Raw genomic sequence first — 21,426 nt, 5'->3', positions numbered from 1 at the left:
CCCCGCGTTTCATAGTCATCATTTCGTTGCGTAAACTTGCGAGTCTGGATACACTTTTTGCGAGTGATGGTAGTTGTCGCGCGGAGCGTGAGCGCGGCGGCAAGAGTAAGACATGAGGTTAACTGCGACAGGATCGATCGGCCCGGGTCCTCACACGATCAGCACAACTTGCGAGAGATGCCACGAAAAGCTAGTTTGGGAACGCTTGCTGCTGTGACATTTGCTGCATTGCAATATTTCGAGCGCCTCTTACGGTGCAGCTTTGAAATGAGCGAGGTTTTAAGCCGGTCCTAACGGTTTTCTAACGTCCGTTTGATTTAGGAAACAGGTCAGGGCCGCGTGTTGATACGCAAGGTGCGAACGCCTTTCATCTTGGCTGTTGACATTGGAGATTTGGGGCTTCTGCCCCTCTAGGCGTGCCGCCTTCGAGCGGCGGTTTCAAGAAGTGCTTTTGGGAGCGCAACCTATGCCACTGTATTCGAGTGACTTTCTGGTTCTGGCATCGTCCGTACCGAATGTGATCAGCCCCGCGATCGCGATTTCGGCCAGCCGGGCAGGGCATGGCGGGCTTCTTGATCTGGAATACGCCGATCCCTCTGCGCCAGAGGTGGCGCGGGCGCTGCAGACGTTGTCAATGAAAGCGCGAGGGCTCTGGGGGGTAAAAGCCTCCCAATCAGATATCGCGCAGTTGACGGCGCGGCACGGTGACGCGCTTGCGGCGGCGTCCCTTCTGGTTCTCGTGCCGGAGGATCCCGTGGATCTGGCTGCCGCCGTGGCGGCGGCGCGATCTCTGTCCCCGGAAGCGCGCCTCTTGGTCGAGGTGCTGGATGACGCGCTTGTGTCCGAACTCGCGACCCTATCGGTGGACGGCTTGGTGGCCAAAGGGCATGAGGCGGGCGGTCGTGTTGGGGACGACACCACGTTTCTGCTTGTGCAGCGGCTGACCAAGCTTACGGACTTGCCGGTCTTCGCGCTGGGGGGCGTCGCGCCGAATACGGCAGCCGCGCTCAAGGTTGCCGGAGCAGCTGGCGTGATGCTCGACTGGCCGTTGCTCGGTTGTGATGAAGCCCAGGCGCCCGAGGGGCTCTCCCGCAGCGTTCTGCGCATGGATGGCAGCGAGACCAATTGCCTCGGCCAGGATTTCGGCGCAGGGCACCGTGTGTTCTGGCGGGCGGACCATAAGCCTGCGCGGGCTCTGGACGCGCTTGATATTCCGAATAGCGATCCGCAGGCCTTCCGCGCCGCCGTGCGCGACGCGATCACCTCGAAACCTGCCGATGAGGCCCTCTGGCTCGTCGGTCAAGACGCGGCTTTTGCCCGCGGTCTGCAAACGCGTTTCGGTTCCTTGAAGGCGGCCCTCGACGGGATCGCAGCCTCGGCACGGGACCTCGTCGCCCAAGCGCAGAATCTCGCGCCCCTCGCGCCGGGCAGCGCGCTGACGCAAACAACCGGCACTGAGTATCCGATCATTCAAGGCCCGATGACCCGGGTCAGCGATGTGTCCGGGTTTGCGGTCGCGGTGGCCGAAGGAGGCGCCTTGCCGTTTCTGGCCTTTGCGCTCATGCGCGAAGCGGAATGCGCCGCGCTGCTTTCGGAAACCAAGGAGAAGATTGGCGACAAGCCGCTTGGCGTCGGCATTCTGGGGTTCGTTGATGATGAACTGCGGGCCGAGCAAACCGCCGTCATCACTGCCCACAAGCCTGACTTCGCACTCATTGCCGGGGGGCGCCCGGATCAGGCGCTGGCGCTCGAGGCGGAAGGGATCCCGACCTACCTCCATGTCCCGTCGCCGGGACTGCTCGCGCTTTTCCTGGAGAGCGGCGCGCGGCGTTTCATTTTCGAGGGGCGTGAATGCGGTGGGCATGTGGGACCGCGGTCGAGCGCTGTTCTCTGGCAACAGGCGATCGACGCCATTGAAGACTACTATCCAGATGGCGCCGAGATCGATTGCGAGCTGCTTTTTGCGGGCGGTGTGCATGATGCGCAATCGGGCGCGATGGTCTCTGCGCTCGCCGCGGGTCTGGCGGCACGTGGGGCAAAAATCGGGGTTGTGGTTGGCACCGGCTACATCCTGACCCATGAAGCCGTAGCGACCGGAGCTGTCCTTGAGAAATATCAGGAGCTTGCGCTGACATCGGCCAAGACGATGCTCCTTGAGTCCGCGCCCGGCCACGCGACCCGCGTGGTCAAAAGCCCCATCGTTGATGAGTTCTTCTCGGAGAAGGCGCGCCTGCGGGCGGCCAGCGTGGATCCCGATGAGATCAAGGACACGTTGGAGAAGTTCAACGTGGGCCGGTCGCGCATTGCGTCCAAAGGGATCGACCGGAATCCGGATTTCGGCAAAGTCGATGGCGCAGAGAAATTCGTTTCAGTTGATCCCGCGACCCAGGAACAGCTGGGGGTTTATATGATCGGGCAGGCGGCAAGCCTGCATTCCGAACCCATGAGTATCGCCGAGCTGCATGCAGGGATTTGCAGCGGCGCGAGCGACTTGCTCGCTGAGGCGCTGCCCGCTGCGCCCGAGGCGCGCGTTGAGCCCATGCCCGAAGGTCCCGGCGCGCGCATTGCGATCACCGGGGTCGGGACGATCCTGCCCAAGGCCCGTGATTTTGCCGCCTATTGGGAAAACATTCTCGACGCCGTTGACGCCATCGAAGAGGTGCCCGAGCGGCGTTGGGATTGGCGGCGGTATTTCGACGAGGATCGCGATGCGCCGGACAAGATCTACTCCAAATGGGGTGGGTTTATCGACGAGATCGACTTCAACCCGGTGAAGTACGGCATTCCGCCCAAGACCATGCCAAGCATCGAGCCGCTACAGCTTCTGGCGCTGGAGACTGTGCGTCAGGCGCTGGAAAACGCTGGCTTCAAGGACGGTGTGATCGAGGATCCCGAGCTGCGACGCAAGACCTCGGTGATTATCGGCGTCGGCGGCGGGGCCGGGCCCTTGGGCCAGCGCTACGCGGTGCGCTCCTCCATGCCCGCGATCAATGGGCACATGACCGAAGTGGCCGATGCCCGTCTGCCGAATTGGACCGAAGACAGCTTCCCGGGCATCTTGCTCAACGTGATTGCCGGGCGGGTTGCAAATCGGTTTGACTTGGGCGGCGTGAATTTCACCGTGGACGCGGCCTGCGGTTCCTCCCTCGCGGCGGTCATGATGGCCTCGCGCGAGTTGGAGAACGAAACCTCCGACATGGTGATTGTCGGCGGTGTCGACAGCTTCCAGAATCCGTTTGATTTCGTCGCATTTTCAAAGACAAGGGCGCTTTCCCCGCGCGGCAAGTGCCGGACGTTCGACGCAAGCGCGGACGGGATTGCGATCTCCGAGGGTCTGGCGATGATGGTGCTGCGCCGACTGGACGAGGCTGAGGCGTCCGGCGATCGGATCTATGCGGTGATGCGCGGTGTTGCCGGGTCCTCCGATGGCAAGGATTTGTCGCTCACGGCGCCGCGCGCCGAGGGTCAGCAGGAGGCGCTGCGCCGCGCCTATGCCCATGCGGGGATCTCGCCCGGGACCGTTGGTGCAGTCGAGGCCCATGGCACCGGAACCGTCGTGGGGGACCGGACTGAGATTCAAAGCCTGTCCAAGGTTTTTGCGGAGTCCCGCGAGGATACGCAGTTCTGCGGCGTGGGCTCCGTGAAATCGATGATCGGTCATACCAAAGCAGCTGCGGGTTGCGCGGGCATGATCAAGATGGCGATGGCCTTGCACCACCGGGTGCTGCCTCCGACCCTGAATGTCACCGAACCCAACCCCTCGGCGGATTTCCCGAACAGTCCGTTCTACGTGATGACGGAAACGCGCCCCTGGCTGAACACCGCGCCCACGCCACGGCGCGCCGGGGTCAGTGCTTTTGGCTTCGGAGGCACGAATTTCCACGTGGTCCTGGAAGAGTATACCGGGGGGTACCTGCCGAAGCATCAGGCGCCCTTCCGCAAGAATTGGTCGCATGAGCTGTTCCTCTTCTCAGCGGAGTCCCAGACCGATCTGGCCGACAATCTGAAGCGTGCCGCGGCGGCCATGGCCCAGGCCTCGCGCGAGATCCGTCCGGCGGATGTGGCAGCAAGCCTTGCCGCGCAGTTCGATCCCGGGGCCAAGGCGCGGTTTGCAATCGTTGCGAGCTCTCTCGACGATGCCAGCACCCGGATCTCTCGCGCAGCTGAAGGGTTGCGCGGGGATCAAACGGACCTGCGGTCGATCGACCCCCAAGGCGCGTTCTTCTCGGCAGATGAACCCCTGACAACGGCGGAGGTGGCGTTCCTGTTCCCGGGGCAGGGCTCGCAGTATCCCGGGATGGCAGCGGATCTTGCCATGACCTTCCCGCAGGTCCGCGAGGATCTCGAAGGCGCGACGCGCAGCCTAGCGGATCGGCTGGATCAACCCCTGTCCGACTATATCTATCCGCGCCCGACGCTCGATCCTTCGGAGCACGATGCCCAGATCGAAGCGCTCAAGCAGACCTTTGTCGCGCAGCCCGCGATTGGGGCGGTGTCGCATGCCGTGCTCAACCTCGTTCGAGGCTTTGGGTTGGAGGCCAGCCAACTCGCCGGCCACAGCTTTGGTGAGTACACGGCCCTTCATGCGGCCAGCAGCTTTGATGCCGACACGCTGATGGCGCTTGCCCATGCGCGCGGCGATGCGATTGTCAAAGCAGGCGGGGATGACCTCGGCACCATGGCAGCGGTGAATGCCGGACCAGAGGCCGTTCGCGCGGCTCTGGGCGATCTGGAGGGGGTGACCCTGGCCAATATGAATGCCCCGGATCAGACCGTCATTGCGGGGCCGACTCAAGCCGTGCACGCCGCACAGCAACGGCTGGCGGATGCAGACTTGAGCGCCAAGCTTCTGCCGGTTGCCTGCGGGTTCCACTCGGATTGTGTGGCACCTGCGCGGGATCTTCTCGCATCGGCGCTGAAAAAGGCTGAGATCGCGGCACCGCAGACGGCTGTCTTTGCCAATGCGACCGCGACACCGTACGCAACCGCGCCTGAGGATGTGCGTGCGCAATTGACAGAGCATCTGGTGGATCCTGTCAACTTCGCGGGCAGCGTCGAGGCCATGCATGATGCTGGCGCCCGGCTGTTTTTCGAGATTGGGCCCGGCGCCGTTCTCTCGCGGCTAACCAACCGCATCCTCGACGGCAAGCCGCACCTGGCTTTGACCGCAGATATGAAAGGGCGTTCCGGCGTTCAGCAGCTGCTTTGCCTTCTGGCGGGCGCAGCCACGGCAGGTCTCAAGCTCGACCTGGCGCAGGTTTGGGCGGGACGTGAGACCCGACCGCTTGATGTGAAGACGTGGAACCTCGCCGTGCCGCCCCATCCCCAGCGGGCCATGCTTTGGAAGCTGGATGCAGCCAATGCGCGGCCGATCGATGGGGAAACGCCCCGTCGTGGCTTTGCCGCTCGCATTGAAGAGGACCCGGCGCCAGTGGACAACGCTCCGATCGAGGAAAAGGCCGCTCCTTCTGCCGCAGCGGTTCCCTCTGCCGCCACCCCGGCACCGAGCGCGCCTGCGCCGCTTCACCTCACAACGACGTCACCCGAATCTGTTAGAACAGGGGCGAGTTCTGTTCCGACACCCCAAGTGCCTGCTGCAGCGAGAAGCGATATGAGTGAGACGGTTATGCGACGTCATCAAGAGCTGATGGCGCAGTTTCTCGAGAACAATCGGGCCATCATGATGAACTGGCTGCAGGCTGGCGGGGCCGACACGCAGGCTGTGATCCCCACAGCCATGCAACCTGTTGCGCGACCCACCGCACAACCCGCTACCGCCCCCGCACCGGTTCCCGTCCTGCCCATGGCGTCGCCGGAGCCGGTGGTCGCTGCACAACCCGTCGCGCCTGCGGTGCCCACGCCTCCTATCGTCGAACAACCCACGCCTACCGCGCCCGCGGTTGCAACAGAGCCAGCACCTGCGGCTTCCGCAGCGATTACTGAGGAGCAGGCGCGCGACGCGCTTTTGGCGCTCATATCCGACCGGACAGGCTACCCGATTGAAATGCTGGATCTCGACCTCAATCTCGAAGCGGATCTTGGGGTGGATTCGATCAAGCGTGTGGAAATCCTTGGTGCGTTGCGCGCAGATCTCATTCCCGATGCCGGTGAGTCCGCACGTGAAAAGATGGGGCCTGTGTCCCGCGAACGCACCGTGCGTGGCATCGTGGCGAAGTTCATGGAGGTGGTTGCTGAGTTCGCGACGCCGTCTGACGCCGCCAGCCCCGCTAGCGCGGCGGTACCCGTGCCGGCAGCCTCAAGCCCGAGTTTGACGGCCGAGACGGTCACATCCGCGCTCTTGGATCTGATCGCAGACCGCACGGGCTATCCGACCGAAATGCTGGATCTCGACCTGAACCTTGAGGCAGATCTCGGGGTCGACTCGATCAAACGCGTGGAAATTCTCGGTGCTCTGCGCGGTGATCTTCTTCCGGATGCGGGCGATGCGGCGCGCGAGAAGATGGGGCCTGTGTCCCGCGAGCGGACCGTGCGCGGGATCGTGGCGAAGTTTATGGATGTTGCATCAGAGTTCGCACCAGCAGCGGCGACCGAACCTGCCGCGCCTGCGCCGGTCGCCGTGGAGGCATCTCCGGAGTTGTCGACTGAAATTGTTACAGCGGCTCTGCTGGATCTGATCTCCGACCGCACGGGCTATCCGACCGAAATGCTGGATCTCGACCTGAACCTTGAGGCAGATCTCGGGGTCGACTCGATCAAGCGTGTTGAGATCCTTGGAGCCTTGCGCGGTGACCTGCTTCCCGATGCGGGCGAGGCCGCGCGCGAGAAAATGGGGCCCGTCTCCCGCGAGCGGACCGTACGTGGAATTGTGGCGCAATTCATGACAGTCGTGGCCGAGTTCCAGCCAGGCGTGCCCACCGAGGCTGCCGCGCCCATGGACGGTCCGGCATCCCCCTCGGTTGACGCGGATGCCTGGCGCCCGCGCTTTGTCATGTCGGCCCGGCCCATTCCGGCCGACCCGCCGAAACCATGGGTTGTTGCGGGGGCCACTTATGTCGTGACCGATGATGAGACCGGTATTGCAGACGCAGTTGCCGCGCATATTGAAGCGCAGGGCGGTAGTGTTCGCCTGTTAAAGCCGAGCACGCTAGATTTCTCAGATGATGCGGCCTTGCGGTCGGCCGTGATCGAGATGGATGGGGCTGTGGCCGGGCTTCTGCATCTGGCACCGCTCGCTCAAGCGTGCAGTTTCATGGAGATGTCGCGCGCCGAGTGGCGTGCGTCTGTGGATACCACCACGCGCGCGTTCTACACGCTGCTCAATGCGTTGGGCGAAGGCCTGAGCATTCGTGACGATGGCCTTGTTCTCTGCGCAACGCGGATGGGCGGCGCATTTGGCTTTGATGGCACGGTGCCGGTGGATCCTGCTGCAGGGGGCGCGCCGGGGCTGCTCAAGACGGTCGCGAAAGAATGGACTTCGGTCCATTGCCGGGCGGTCGATTTCGCGTCTGCCACCACCGTTCAGACATGCGCGAGCGAGGTTATTGCCGAAGCTGGGCGTCCGGGCCCGGAGACTGAGGTTGGCTTCCTCGAAGGTGCGCGCCACGGTCTTTTTGCCGAGCCTGTGCCCATCGGCGCGGACTCGAGCGTTGTCCAGGATATTGAACCCGGAGCGATCGTGCTCGTGACAGGCGGCGCGCGTGGCATCACTGCGAAAATCGCGCGTCACTTGGCTGAATTGCACAAGCCGCACTTCATCTTGGCCGGATCCACGAACCCGCCAACTGGGGACGAGGCGGCAGCGACGGCGGGGATCAACGATCCGCGCGCCCTCAAAGCCGCTCTGATCGCCGAAACCAAAGCCGCCGGTGGTGCCGTAACGCCCGCGTCGATCGAGGCGGCGTTCAACACTCTTTTGAAGGCGCGCGACATTCGCAATGCGCTAGCCAGCATTGATGAGGCGGGTGCCACGGCGGAATACGTGGCCTGTGATGTGCGGGATCAGGATGCGCTCGAGGCGTTGGTCTCAGGGCTCTATGACCGCTTCGACCGGATCGATGGCGTGATCCATGGCGCCGGTGTGATCGAGGACAAGCTTGTGCTCGATAAGACGGTCGAAAGCTTCGACAATGTCACGCGGACCAAGACGGAGAGCGCCTTTGCCCTCAGCCGTGCCCTGCGTCCTGAGACCCTGAAATTCCTCGTGTTCTTCACCTCGGTGGCCGGACGCTTTGGCAATCGCGGCCAAGGGGATTATGGCGCGGCGAATGAGACCGTGTCGAAGCTTGCCCGCGTGCTCGATGCGCAATGGGCCGGGCGCGTGACCGCCATAAGTTGGGGGCCTTGGGACAGCGGCGGCATGGTATCGCCCGAGATCAAGGCGCAGTTCGATGCCATGAAGATCGAGCCGATTGACCCATATCTCGGTGTGCGCGCGCTGGAGTTTGAAATTACGCGTGGTGACGAGGCCGCATCAGAAGTCGTCTGGGGTAGGGGCCCCTGGGAGGACGATGCAGAGGCCTACGCCGCGGCTTATGGTGCGGGTGGTACAAGAGAGGCCGCTGAATGACATCACATGGTGGGCCTTCGCGCCTGCCGGAGAATGAACCGATCGCGATTGTCGGGATGGCCTCCATTTACCCCGAGGCGCCCGATACATCCACGTTCTGGCGCAACATTACCGACAAGGTAGACGCTGTCGCTGACGCGCCGGATGACTGGTGTGGCGATCTGTTTTTTGATCCGGAGAGCAAGGCAAATGATCGGATCTACACCAAGCGCGGTGGGTTTCTCCGCGACTTGGCGGTTTTCGATCCCCTGCGCCATGGCGTGATGCCCAACTCCATCGACGGGGGGGAGCCGGACCAGTTTCTGGCTCTGCAAGTCGCTGCCGATGCGGTTCAGGATGCGGGGTTCGAAACCCGTCCCGTGCCCGGCGACCGGGTCGCGGTGATCCTTGGCCGGGGGACCTATATCAATCGCGGTTTCACCAGCGTCGTGCAACACGGCATCATGGTGGATCGGTTTTTGTCCATCCTGAAGAAGCTTCACCCGGACACGTCCGAGGGTGAGCTTGCCGACGTCAAAGCGCAGCTCAAGGCCTCACTGCCGCCGTTTAATGCGGAGATGGCGCCAGCACTGGTCCCCAACCTCGTGACAGGTCGAATCTCGAACCGTATGGACTTCAAGGGGGCGAATTACATTGTGGATGCGGCCTGCGCGTCGTCGCTGATCGCGATGGATCGGGGCGTTGCCGATCTGCGGGCCGGGCGCTGCGATATGGCCGTGGTGGGCGGGGTGCATGCCTCCACCCCGGCGCCGATCTACCAGATCTTTTGCCAGCTTGAGGCCCTGTCCCGCAAAGGGGCGATCAAACCCTTTTCCGCCAATGCCGATGGGACATTGCTGGCCGAAGGGGTTGGCCTGATGTGCATCAAACGGCTCTCCGATGCCGAGGCGGCTGGGGACCGCATCTACGCGCTGGTCCGCGGGGTTGGTGTGGCGAGCGACGGCAAGGGTCTCGGTATCCTCGCGCCGCGGATCGAGGGGGAGACCCTGGCCCTCGAGCGGGCCTATGAGGATGGCGGGATCGCGCCGGAGACGGTGGGCCTGATCGAGGCCCATGGCACGGCGACCGCGCTGGGCGATGCGACGGAGGTCGAGGCTCTGACCGGTCTGATGGGGCCGCGCCAGGGTGAGGCGCCCTCCTGTGCGCTCGGCTCTGTCAAATCGATGATTGGCCATTGTCTTCCGGCTTCGGGTTCCGCCGGTTTGATCAAGTCTGCGCTGGCGCTCTATCATCGGACTTTGCCGCCGACGCTGCTGGATGAGGCGAACCCGGATCTCGGGATCGAGGGGTCACCCTTTTACCTCAACACTGAAACGCGCCCCTGGATCCATGGTGCGGCGACCCCGCGCCGGGCCGGGGTGAACGCGTTTGGCTTCGGGGGCATCAACGCCCATGTGGTGCTCGAGGAGTATACCGGCGCGCCGCAGCCGCAGCCGAACCTGACCCGCAGTAGCGAGTTGCTGGTGGCCTCCGCCCCGGATTCGGCGGGACTGAGCGCGCGGCTGACCGAAATCCGCGATGCGCTTGCTGCGGATGAAACGCTCGCCGAGATTGCCCGCAGCCAGAACGCCGCGCCCGACACCGGGCCCTGGCGCGCGGCCGTGGTGGCGCGCGATATCGCCGATGCGACTGCCAAGATTGACAAGATCCTGTCCCGGATCGCCAAGGGCAAGGACCGGCTCAAGGACCGCAAAGGCGCCTATCTGAACGCCAAGCCGCTCGGGGCCGAAGGCAAGGTCGCCTTCATGTTCCCGGGCGAGGGCAGCCAGCATATCGGCATGCTGCGTGAGTTGATGCTGCACAAACCGGCCATGCGGCACTGGTTCGATCTGGTGGACGGCGCCTTTGCCGAACACAGCCGCAACCTCCTGCCGAGCCAGGTGATCTTCCCGCCGCCCGACACGGCGGAGGAGGGCGGCGCGCTCTGGCGCATGGATATCGGCCCCGAGGCGATCTTTGCGGCAAACCAGGCGGTGGCGGCGCTTTATGATGAGATCGGTCTGAAAGCGGATATGCTCGTGGGCCACTCCACGGGTGAGTATTCGGCCCTCTATGCAGGCGGCGTGACCCGCCGGTCGGATATGGCCCAACTCCAGCAGGAGATGCGCGCCCTGAACGACCATTATGAGACCTTGTCTGCCGAAGGCCTGATTGCCGAAGGCGCGCTGGTTGCGCTCGGGGCCGTCGACGGTGCCGCGTTGGAAGACAAGCTGGCCGGGCGCGATGACGTTTACCTCGCCATGGACAACTGCCCGAACCAGAAAGTCGTGGCCGCTTTCACCGATGCAGGTCGCGACTATGCCCTGAGCCTAGCCCCTGCGCTGGGCGGGTTTGAAGAGCTCTTGCCCTTCGCGCGGGCCTATCACAGCCCGGCCTTTGCGCCGTTCAGCGAACGGCTGCTCTCCTTCCTCGAAGGGATGGAGATCGCCGCGCCGGAACGGCCCGTCTATTCTTGTCTCAGCACCGAGGTCTTCCCGGACGATCCGCAGGCCATCCGCGCGCTGACGGCGGAGCAATGGTCCGGACGTGTCCGCTTTGTCGAAACCGTGCAGAAGATGTATGCCGATGGGGCGCGGATCTTCGTGGAATGCGGGCCGCGCAACAATCTCTCGGCCTTTGTGAACGACATTCTGCGCGGGCAGGATCATCTGGCCGTGGCCGTGGATACCCCATCGGTCAAGGGGCTGGATCAGCTGCATCACCTCGCAGCGCAGCTCACCGTCGAAGGGGTTGCCCTCGATCTTTCGGCCTTCGCCGCGCCCGAGGATGGCGCGTCGGGCTATTCCGGTCCCAGCCGGCCTCAGGTTTTGAAGATGGGCGTGCAGCCTATGGATGTGGACAAGGTTCCGGACCGTGCGCCGCGCCAAAATACCGAGGCGGTGTCGCAACCAGCGCCTGCTCCGGCAGCGCCAAAGCCGCCCGTCGCACCGACTTCGGCACCGCCAACGCCCGTCGCCAATTCCCCGCAGCCGCCCGTTGTGTCTGGTGGTTCCCAACCGCCCGCGGCGACCGTCGCGCAGCACGTGCCTGCCGAGGCCACTGCCGTGGTGGATGCCTATTTCAACACGCTCGAGACCTTCCTGTCTTCGGAAACCGAGATCATGTCCGCTTATCTTGGTGGAGCCGCGCCCGTGCCCGTAGCGCCCCCCGCGCCCAACCCGACGGAGGCGGCGCCTCGGCGCTTTCCCATGCTCTCCGCCGTGACGCCCGCAGCCAATGGGCGTAGCCTGACTGCCCGGATCGAGATCGATCCGGCTACAGCGCCCTATTTGGCCGATCATAGCTTTGGTCGCGAACTGTCACAGCGGGATCCCCATCTCACCGGCCTGCCGGTCGTGCCGCTGACCTTCTCCATGGAAGCTTTGGCTGAGACGGCAGCCGCGCTGTGCCCGAACCTGACCGTGGTCGGCATGACTGAGGTCCGCGCCTCGCGCTGGTTCGCGCTGGACACGCCACCACTGGTTGTGGAGGCTCAGGCGGAGTTGCGCGAGGAGGGGGCCGAGACGATTGTACGTGTCCGCATCCGCACCGCAGATGGGCCCGCCCTGCGTCCGATCCTGATCGAGGCGGATGTGCGCCTGGCGCCCGCCTATGCGGAACCCCCGGTTGCCGAAGCGCTGTCCTATGGCGCCCCTCGTGACGTGGTCTGGAGCCAGTCGGATGTCTATGAGCGGATCATGTTCCATGGTCCCCGGCTTCGGGCGGTTGAGAACATGGATGTGGTCGGCGCCGAAGGTGTCGAAGGCACGCTGGTCGGCCTGCCCCATGACGATCTCTATGCCGGGATCGCCAATCCCGCGTTTGAAACCGATGCGATCACGCTCGATGCGGTGGGTCAATTGGTCGGGGTCTGGTCGGCGGAGATGCTGCCAGAGGCCTTCCATATCTTCCCCTTCCGGGTGGAGCGGCTGGATATCTTCCGCCCGCGTCTCGCCCCCGGTGAACGCGCGCGCTGCCGCGCTCAGATCGGCCTCGTCGGCGGTGACGAGATGCGCGCCTATATCGATGTGGTGACCGCCGACAATCGGCTGCAGTGCCGGATCGAAGGTTGGTGGGACAAGCGGTTCGAGCTCCCGGATCGGTTCTTTCAAGCCCGGTTGGCTCCGGCCCAGAACCCTCTGTCGCGCCCCCTGTCGCTACCGGGGATGGGAGCGCTGCCGGAAGGCGTGGCGCTCATGGCCTGCGATGACATCTCCGATGATTTGCTCGATGGTTCCGGCGGGATCTGGGCCAAAGTGCTCGCCGGGCTGATCCTTTCGGCGCCAGAGCGCGCCGAGTTTGCAGCCATGGCGCAGGCCACAGACAAACGCCGTTGGGAATGGCTGCGCGGGCGTGCGGCGGCCAAGGACGCGGCGCGGGCTTGCCTTGGGCTGGCAATTGCGCCGGCGGATCTGCCTCTGGTCGTGCCGGGGGAGGATGATGGCCCGGTGATCGACCCTGCCTTCCCGGAGGCCTGGGGCCGCGCGCCGCGGATCTCCATCGCCCATAAGGGCGCACAAGCGATCGCCGTGGCGGCGGATCCTGCGCGCTATGCCGGTGTCGGCGCCGATCTTGAACAGGTCGCGCCGCGCACGCCCGCCTTTCTCGAAACGGCCTTCACCGCCGCTGAGCGTGCGATGATAGCGGCCGAGCCTGATCCCGCTGCGCAAGCGCGCATCAGCACCCGTCTCTGGTGCGCAAAGGAAGCAGTTGGGAAAAGCTTTGGGGTTGGATTGGCCCAAGCCCTTGATCGATTCGAGGTCCAGAGCGATGCACAGGGCGACCGCCCGGCTGTCGTTCGCGACCGGTCTCTAAACTTGAATATCGCGGTGAATGGACTTGCCGAGATTGCCCCCGATCTCATCGCCGCTGTCGTGCTCAGACCGCATGACGGACCACCGCATTAGCGCAGAGGAAATAGAACATGGCTGCCGTAACATATGATGACGCCTACAAGGTAATGCAGGAGATTTTTGAGGATCTTGCGGATGATCTGGGCGAGGACGAGATCGAACTGACCCCCGAGAGCAAGGTGCTCGACCTCGGGGTGGAATCGATCAGCCTTGTCTATCTGATCTCCGAGCTGCAGCAGAATTATGGCCTCGGCGACCAACTCTTCCGAAAGATGCGGGAAGAGGACCGACTTCTTAAGGATATGTCCGTAGACGATATCCTAAAATCTGTCGTCGAGCTGAGCGCCCGACAGAACGCCTGAGGAAGGACTGGATATGTCAGAGACAACCATTCAAACCGTGATCATCGGTCTCGACGGCGCGACCTACGATATGCTCGACCATCTGGTGGCCGATGGGATCATGCCAAATCTCGGCCGGATCATGGAGGAGGGCGCCCGCGGCATTCTCGCCTCGACCATCCACCCCCTGACGCCGCCCGCCTGGGCGACGCTGATGACAGGGCGCTCGCCGGGCAATCACGGGGTCTTTGATTTTATCCGCGTGGATCGCGAGGGCTCCAAGCCGAGCTATACGTTGGCCACCTCCGCGGATGTGAAGGTGCCGACGATCTGGCAGCTGGCCAGTGCCGCGGGCAAGCGGGCGACGACCCTGAACTATCCGGTGATGTTCCCGGCCAAGCCGATCGATGGCGTGGTGATCCCGGGCTATGTGCCCTGGTCCTATCTGGGCCGCGCGATCCACCCGCGCGAGACCTTCAAGATGCTGAAGGCCAAAGGCGTGTTCAAAGCCTCCGAGATGTCCACGGATTGGCAGCATGAGCGCAAGGCGGTGCAGGGCCTCTCCGAGAACCAGCTGACCGATTGGGTGGAGTTCCACATCACGCGGGAGCAGCGCTGGCAGGACATCCTTTTGACGCTGATGGAGGAAGAGCCCTCTGAGCTCACTGCGGTGCTGTTTGATGGCGTGGACCGGATCCAGCATCTCTGCTGGCATCTGATCGATCCGGCGACCCGCGATGATTATATGACACCTGACTCCGTGGCCGCGCGAGAGCTCGTGCTGCAGTATTTCCGGAATGTGGACGACTACATCGTCCAGATCATCGAGAAAGCCGGGCCACAGGCGCAGGTCTTTATCGTGTCCGATCACGGCTTTACCCGGTCTGGCACCCGGATTTTCTACGCCAATACCTTCCTCGAACATGCGGGGATGCTCGCCTGGAACGAAGGGACGCCCATGGATGACCAGGGGAGGGTGGCTCTCGACGAGAATACCGAGGCCAGCACGCTGATCGATTGGGCCAGCACCAAGGCCTATTCCCTGAGTTCCTCCTCCAACGCAATCTTTATTCGTCGCGCGGCGAACCCGGGCGATCCGGGCGTCACCGATGCAGAGTATGAGGCGTTCCGCGACGACCTCATTGCGCAGCTCTTGGATTTCAAGGACCCGGATACGGGCAAGCCGGTGATCAAATCGGTCTTCAAGCGTGAGGATGCCTTCCCGGGCACGCAAACCGATCGTGCGCCGGATCTGACCCTTCAGCTCCACGACTTCAGCTTCCTGTCGGTGCTGCGCGCAGATCAACCGATCAAAGATCGGCGCGTGCCCTATGCCACGCACCACCCGGACGGGATCTTCGTGGCCACCGGGCCGGGGATCGAAGCCGGGGCCCGGATTGATCCGCTCTTTATCGCCGATGTGGCGCCTACGGCGCTCTACTCCTGCGGGGTCGAGGTGCCTTCGGATATGGAAGGCAAGGTGGCGGTGCAGGCCTTTGCCGAGGCGTATAAAACCGATAACCCCGTGCGCTACACGGAGAGCGATGAGGCCGCGGCGGGCGAGGCGGATGATGCCGCGCTCACCGGCGACGCCGAAGAGCAGATCCGCGAACGCCTGAAATCCCTGGGATATCTGTAAGACCATGCCCAGGGCGTCCCTCCGCGGGCAGACCATCCATTATCAGCAGATCGGGACCGGTCCCGATGTGGTGCTGATCCATGGGCTGTTCTGCAATATCGCGTTTTGGTGGTTCCGCGTGGCCCCAAAACTCGCGGAGACCTGCCGTGTGACTGCCCTTGATCTGCGGGGGCATGGCTTCTCTGCCATGTCCGACGAGGGCTATCGCACCGTGGATCTGGCCGAGGACGTGATCGCTTTGATGGACCATCTGGGCATTCAGCAGGCCCATGTGATCGGGCATAGTTTCGGCGGTGCAGTGGCTTTGGCGGTGGCGACGCTGGATGACGGCAAGGTCCGTCGTCTGACCCTCGCGGATGCCTGGGTACCGTCCTTGCAGGCTATGCCGCCGCTTTCGGATACGAGCGCCTGGCCCTCTCTGCAGAAACGCCTGCGCGCGCGCGGGATCGTTATCGAAGGCGAGTTGCCGCGTGTTGCACACGGGTTCTTCGAGGAGCTTTTGGAAACGGATGCGGACGGGACCAATGGAAAACCCGGTGGGTTCGGGGATGCGGCGGTTCTCTCCGCCATGCCGGTCAGCACCGGAGCCAAAAGGCGCCCCTCCCGGGCCATGCGTCGATGGCGCGAGCTGATGGCCCGCACCAATGCCCATGAGGAAATGCACGACCAACGCGGTCTGGAAGAAGAGAAAATCCGCTTGGTGCGCCGCCCTGTGGACCTGATCTACGGCTCCCGCTCGCGGTACCTCAAGACCCGCGATGGGTTGGAGCAGTTGATGCAGGATACGACCACGGTGACCGTGCCCAATGCGGGACATTTCTTCCCCTTGCTGAAACCCGATGCGTTGTTGCATGCCCTTGAGGCACCCAAAACCCCGGCCCGACCCCTCCGGCGCAGACAAACCGAGCGAGCAAGATTTTGACGAAGCCGAAGACACCTGCTGCCCCTCTGACGGATGAGGTGCCGCGCGGACGCCAGCCGCACCCGGATGCCGGGCCCGCGCTGACCGCGGGCAATTTCCGGCGTCTGGCGAAGAATGGCATCGGTGATCCGGCCAATGCCTATGTCCATGGGATGGAGTATTTCGAAGGGCGTCTTTATTGCGGGATGACCCGCAACTCCTTCAAACTGCTCAACTTGTTCCCCCCGATCGATCCGCCCGCGCTGGACCCCTGGCCGGTGGATGTGCCACCAAATGTGCGCGATCTCGACATGCAGGGGCAGATCTGGCGCTGGACCCCGGAAAGCGACAGTTGGGAGCTGGCCTATCGCTCTCCTCTGATCGAGGGCAAGACGGGTGAGGAGGCGCCACGCGATCTCGGCTATCGCGGCATGCGCGTGTTCCAGGGCAAATCCGACAGCAAGCCGAACCTCTATGTCTCGACCATGTCCACAGTGCTGCGCGGCTGCGCGGCCCATGTCCTGCGCTCCGAGGACGGGCTGAATTTCGAACCCGCCTGCGAACCGGGCATCGGCAATGACAACATTTCGACTTTCCGCGAGTTGGTGGATTTCGACGGTTATCTCTACGCGCCGCCCGCGGGGGAGGGAATCCAGTTCAACTCTAACCGGACCGGGGTGCTGAAACGCTCCAATGACCCGAAGCCGGGCAATTGGGAAGTGGCCTGCGATCTGGGTTTCGGAGACAAGACGAATAACGGCATTTTCATGATGTCAAAGGCAAATAATCAGCTCTATGCGGGCACCTTCAACCATTACGAGGGTTATCAGGTCTGGACGACCCCGCCCTGTGGGGATGGTCCGCTGAAATGGCGCCGGGTGATCGAGAAAGGGGCCTATCGTGGCCCGCTTTCCGAGATTGCCATGGGGATGGTGGAGTTCAACGGCGCTCTCTATGTGGGCTCCTCGATCCAGAATGGCGGGTATGATCGGACCAACCTTGTGGGGCCGGGCGCGGGGGAGATCATCCGGATCTGGCCCGATGACAGCTGGGATCTGCTGATCGGGATGCCGCGCGACACACCGGACGGGTTCAAATACCCGCTGTCCGGGATCGCGCCGGGCTTTGACAATATCTTCTCGGGCTACACATGGCGGATGTGTGTCCATGACGGCTGGCTCTATGTAACGACCTTCGACTGGTCGGTCTTCCTGCAATACGCGCACCGACCTTCGCCCACGGCCAAACGCCTCGTGGATGCGGTGAGTTTTGAGCAGTTGGCCGAGGTCGGCGGTGGGTTCGAGCTTTGGCGCACGAAAGACGGTGTGAACTGGCAGCCCGTGACCATCAACGGGCTCAACAACCCCTATAACTATGGGGGGCGGACCATGGTTTCGACGCCCCATGGTCTGGCGGTGGGCACGGCAAATGTCTTTGGCGGCAAGAGCCCGGCGCGGTTTGCCTCCGGTTGGCAATATGTCGAGAACCCCGATGGCGGGACCGAGATCCTGCTCGGCGATGACGGGATTGAGCCTTATACCGCTCCCGCGCGGCCTGAACCGGTCGCGGCCGAGGCGCCGGAGGCGGCCTGCGATGTGGCGATCCTTGGGGCCGATGGGTATCTCGGGCGGCATGTCCTGCCCAAGCTGCTCGACAAGGGATACAAGGTCCGCGCCCTCGTTGCCGAGGATCGCGCGGACAAGATCGATCCCCAGCCCGATCTGCAAATCATGACCGGCGATCTGGACAATGCCGAGACGCGTGCGGCGTTCGTCAAGGGGGCCAGGATCGTTCTGCACATGTCGGACCAGCAGCCCTCCTCAGGATCCTATGAACAGCTGCGTCGGGTGAATGTGGCCCAGACCCACGAGCTCCTGCGCGCCGTGAACCGGGAGGAAGCCTGCAAACGCTTCGTCTTCTGCAGTTCGGTGGCCTGCTATCAGAGCCAGTTCATCGAGAAGGAATGGCCGATCCATGAGAGCGCGCCCCTGCGTGTGGATGGCGGCAATGACCTCGCGGATTACGGGATGACCAAGATCGCGGGGGAGAACCTGACGCGTTTCTATAGCCGCAAGTTCGGCTATGAGCATTCCATCCTTCGGCTCGCACTGGTCTACGGCGTCGGTGATCCGGTGATCGACCAGATGGTCAAGGCCGAAGCGCCGGACCCCGAATTTGGCCAGGATGATGCGGGCAAGTTCCCGCGTCAGTTCGTCCATGTGACCGACGCGGCTGAGGCGATCCTCCGTGCCTGTTTCGAGGCGGATGGAAAGAATGACACCTTCACGGTCGCAGGGCCGGATGTGGTCAGCTATCGCGATATCGGGCGCATGACCCGGATCGCGATCGGACGCGCGACCAATGACGACATGGATCCGGACCGGACCCGTGTCTGGCGTCGCTATGTGCAGCAATACGATATCTCGAAGGGGAAAACGCATTTGAAGTTCTACCCTTCGGTTCCCTTTGCCGAGGGACTTCGTGCTATTGTGGAAGCTGCACAAGCCAAGGGCGAGCTGCCGCGCCCGGGGCAAAAGCCCCGTTTGGCGGAGACCGGACCGACCCCGATGGGGCGGACCGGGTCAGATCAGGAGGCGGCGCCGGGCTCATCGGCGCCGAATGAGGAACGAGGCGCGGCCATCAGCGCGCAGTGATTGATTGAAGTCATAAGAGCGGCAGAAGCCGTTCAACGAAACAGGAAGGAGTGAGGACAATGTCCCAAACCCCAGATTGGACCCCAAATGTACAACAGGTCGGCGGCGACCAGAACGAGGCGATGAACTACGTTCGCAGCCTGATGAAAGAGGGCCGCAATGACGAGGCCCGCGCCGAATTGCAGATGATGATGGAAGCGGATCCCCAGGACACGCGCGCGATGCTGGCCTATGGCGTGTCGCTGGTGCGCGAAAAGCGTCTGGACGAGGCCGCGCCCTATGTGGAGCGTGTTCAGGAGATTGATCCGACCAACACCACCGCTGCCCTCATGGCGGCGCAAATCGGTGTGCGCGGCGGCAACTCCGAATATGCGGAAGCGAACTATCACAAGGCGCTTCAGGCCGATCCGCGCAATATGCGCGCCTTGATGGGGCTCGCGCGCCTGCACAACCAGAACAAAAAACCCGAAGCCGCGATAGAGGTGCTCAAAACCGCGGTTGAAGTGGATCCGCAATCCGCGCGTGTGCGGCGTCAGCTCGCCGCGCTTCTGCGTCAGAACAGCCAGGCGGATGAAGCCAAGGCCCAGCTTGAGCATGCCTTGGCGGCGAACCCCTCGGACCGGGGTACAGCGGTTCAACTGGCCAATGTCTGCATGCGCGACGGGGATAAGGCCGAGGCGATCTCGATCCTCGAAAAGGCACTTGAGGGTCAGCCGGGCAATCGCCGTCTGACCATGTCTCTTGGCCGCATGAAGCTGCGGGCCGAAGATTATGAAGGGGCAGAGACGGTGCTGCGCCCGCTGGCTTCCAGCGAGCGGGGCGCTTTGGCGCGCATCGCGCTGGTCCAAAGCCTCATTCCCCAGCACAAGCTGAGCGAAGCGCGCTCGCTTCTGGCGCGCAGCTCCCGTGGCAGCAAAACCTCGAGCCTGGTACACCGGCTCTATGGCGATGCCTTTGTCGAGGAAGAAAAATGGGACTCCGCTGAACAATCCTATCGCGCGGGCGTCGCTGCCATGCGTCAGGGAGGGGACGAATTGCTGGCGGAAATCGATGCGGCCAAGGCAGCCAATCCCGGCGCGTCTGGCGCGGCTCTGATCCAGATCTACAAGGATGTCTTCGCTGCCAAGCGCGCGGAGCAAGTGGCCGCGCGCAAGGATGAGGATCCGCGCGCCCGTCGCCGCGCCCGTCGCGCCAAGCGTCAGGAGAACCGCGAAGGTCCGAACGCAACCCGGCGTCAGCAGGTGCTGCAACGTCTGGCGCAGCAGCGCAACGGCAACAACGCCAATGGTCAGGCCCAGACCGGCGGCCTGCGCGCCCGCATTCAGGAGCGTCGCGCCCAGCAGCAAAACGGGGCTGCCGCTCAAGGCGATGGCGCCGTCACCGGCGAAGTGCTGCCGCCCCAAGGGCAGGGCCGCCGCCGTAACGGAGGCCTGATGCGCAACATCATCCAGCGCCGCCGCGGCAACAACGCCCCGCAAGCCTGACACCACCAAGACTAACCTGTCCCGGGCGCGCCAGTGCCCGGGATGACACCCCTCCGGAGAGACTTCAGCGTGCGCATACTCGTGACCGGACCGACCGGCGCCATCGGGCAGTACGTGCTCGAAGCCTTGATGCAGACCGACCACGAGGTCCGGGTCCTGTCCCTGCCGGACAGCATGCACCGCATCAACTATCGCGACCGGATCGAGATCGTGATGGGCGAACTGTCCGATGAGACGGCGCTTGCCGAGGCGGTGGAGGGCGTCGACATCATCTATCATTGCGCGCTGGTCGGACCGCCGCCCGCGAAATCCGCCAAGCACATGATGCATGTGAATGCAGACGGGACGCAAAACCTGATCAACCACGCGATCGGGCGAGTGAAGCGCTTTGTCCTCTGCAGCTCCAGTGTGGTCTATTCGCCCCATGAAAAGCCGTGGCAGTGGCCCATCACGGACACCACCCACCGCGAAGCCTTTGGCGGGGCGCAGCAGATCGCCCATTCGGAATCCCTGATGGCGGCCGAGGATGCGGTTACCCGCGCCCATCTCACATATGGTCTCGACTATGCCATCGTGCGCCCGACCCTGGTGTCCGGACGCAAGAGTTATTTCATCGAGCAAATGGTGATCGCCGTTTTGCGCACGCCGGACGGGCTCGACACGCAGCGCCAAGTCTGGGACACGATGCAATGGGTTCATGGGTCCGATGTTGCCTCTGCCGCGCTGCTGGTGGGCGAGCATCCCGAGGCGGCAAACCAACGCTACCTCGTGGCCAATAGTGAGCCGATCACGATCTATGACGTTCAGGCCCTGACCTGGGACATTATGAATGTCGGCAAAACCGACAACCCGTTTCGCGATGTGGCCGAGCGCAACAATCTCGGTCTGCGGAAATACGAGCCCGCCAAGTTGCATGCCTTGGGCTGGACGGCGCGGATAGACGTGAAAGCCTGCATCTCCGAAGTGCTGGGCCGCCTCGAATTCTACTCATCCGCGGGCATCAAGCTGCCGCCGCATCTGATTGGCGATTGAGCGCGTGAAGGGGAGT

General features: G+C 63.4%; 8 protein-coding genes. All 8 read left to right on the top strand.

Features of this window, described 5'->3' with window-relative positions; all coding sequences use genetic code 11:
* Positions 1 to 466: 466 nt before the first annotated feature.
* The 8 genes from ACP153_RS01500 (at position 467) to ACP153_RS01465 (ending at position 21,410) form a co-directional block, all read left to right on the top strand.
* Positions 467 to 8,527 carry an SDR family NAD(P)-dependent oxidoreductase gene (locus ACP153_RS01500; protein ID WP_424969198.1) on the top strand — a complete coding sequence of 2,687 codons (8,061 nt, stop codon included), beginning with the start codon at positions 467 to 469 and terminating at the stop codon, positions 8,525 to 8,527.
* Positions 8,524 to 13,413, top strand: coding sequence for a beta-ketoacyl synthase N-terminal-like domain-containing protein (locus ACP153_RS01495; RefSeq protein WP_424969197.1), 4,890 nt, complete (start codon positions 8,524 to 8,526; stop codon positions 13,411 to 13,413). Before ACP153_RS01500 ends, ACP153_RS01495 begins: the two co-directional genes overlap by 4 nt.
* Positions 13,414 to 13,430: 17 nt before the next feature.
* Positions 13,431 to 13,721 carry an acyl carrier protein gene (locus tag ACP153_RS01490; RefSeq protein ID WP_424969196.1) on the top strand — a complete coding sequence of 97 codons (291 nt, stop codon included), beginning with the start codon at positions 13,431 to 13,433 and terminating at the stop codon, positions 13,719 to 13,721.
* Positions 13,722 to 13,734: 13 nt separating this feature from the next.
* A complete protein-coding gene (locus ACP153_RS01485) occupies positions 13,735 to 15,339 on the top strand; it encodes an alkaline phosphatase family protein (protein ID WP_424969195.1) in 1,605 nt (534 codons plus the stop codon).
* Positions 15,340 to 15,343: 4 nt separating this feature from the next.
* Positions 15,344 to 16,261 (top strand): alpha/beta fold hydrolase, encoded by a 918-nt coding sequence (locus ACP153_RS01480; protein ID WP_424969194.1) that lies wholly within the window; start codon positions 15,344 to 15,346, stop codon positions 16,259 to 16,261.
* The gene (locus ACP153_RS01475; RefSeq protein ID WP_424969193.1) at positions 16,258 to 18,894 is read left to right on the top strand and encodes an NAD-dependent epimerase/dehydratase family protein; all 2,637 of its coding nucleotides are present in this window, start codon (positions 16,258 to 16,260) and stop codon (positions 18,892 to 18,894) included. The genes ACP153_RS01480 and ACP153_RS01475 overlap by 4 nt, the downstream gene beginning before the upstream one ends.
* A gap of 59 nt (positions 18,895 to 18,953) precedes the next feature.
* Positions 18,954 to 20,378, top strand: coding sequence for a tetratricopeptide repeat protein (locus ACP153_RS01470; protein ID WP_424969192.1), 1,425 nt, complete (start codon positions 18,954 to 18,956; stop codon positions 20,376 to 20,378).
* A 69-nt stretch (positions 20,379 to 20,447) separates the two neighbouring features.
* Entirely contained in the window at positions 20,448 to 21,410 is a 963-nt protein-coding gene (locus tag ACP153_RS01465) for an NAD-dependent epimerase/dehydratase family protein (RefSeq protein ID WP_424969191.1), read from the top strand.
* Positions 21,411 to 21,426: the final 16 nt, after the last annotated feature.

Source organism: Dinoroseobacter sp. S76 (assembly GCF_049801095.1).
Classification (GTDB): Bacteria; Pseudomonadota; Alphaproteobacteria; order Rhodobacterales; family Rhodobacteraceae; genus Dinoroseobacter.
The sequence above is the reverse complement of the archived record's forward strand: the minus strand, read 5'-3'. Positions and strand labels throughout refer to the sequence as shown.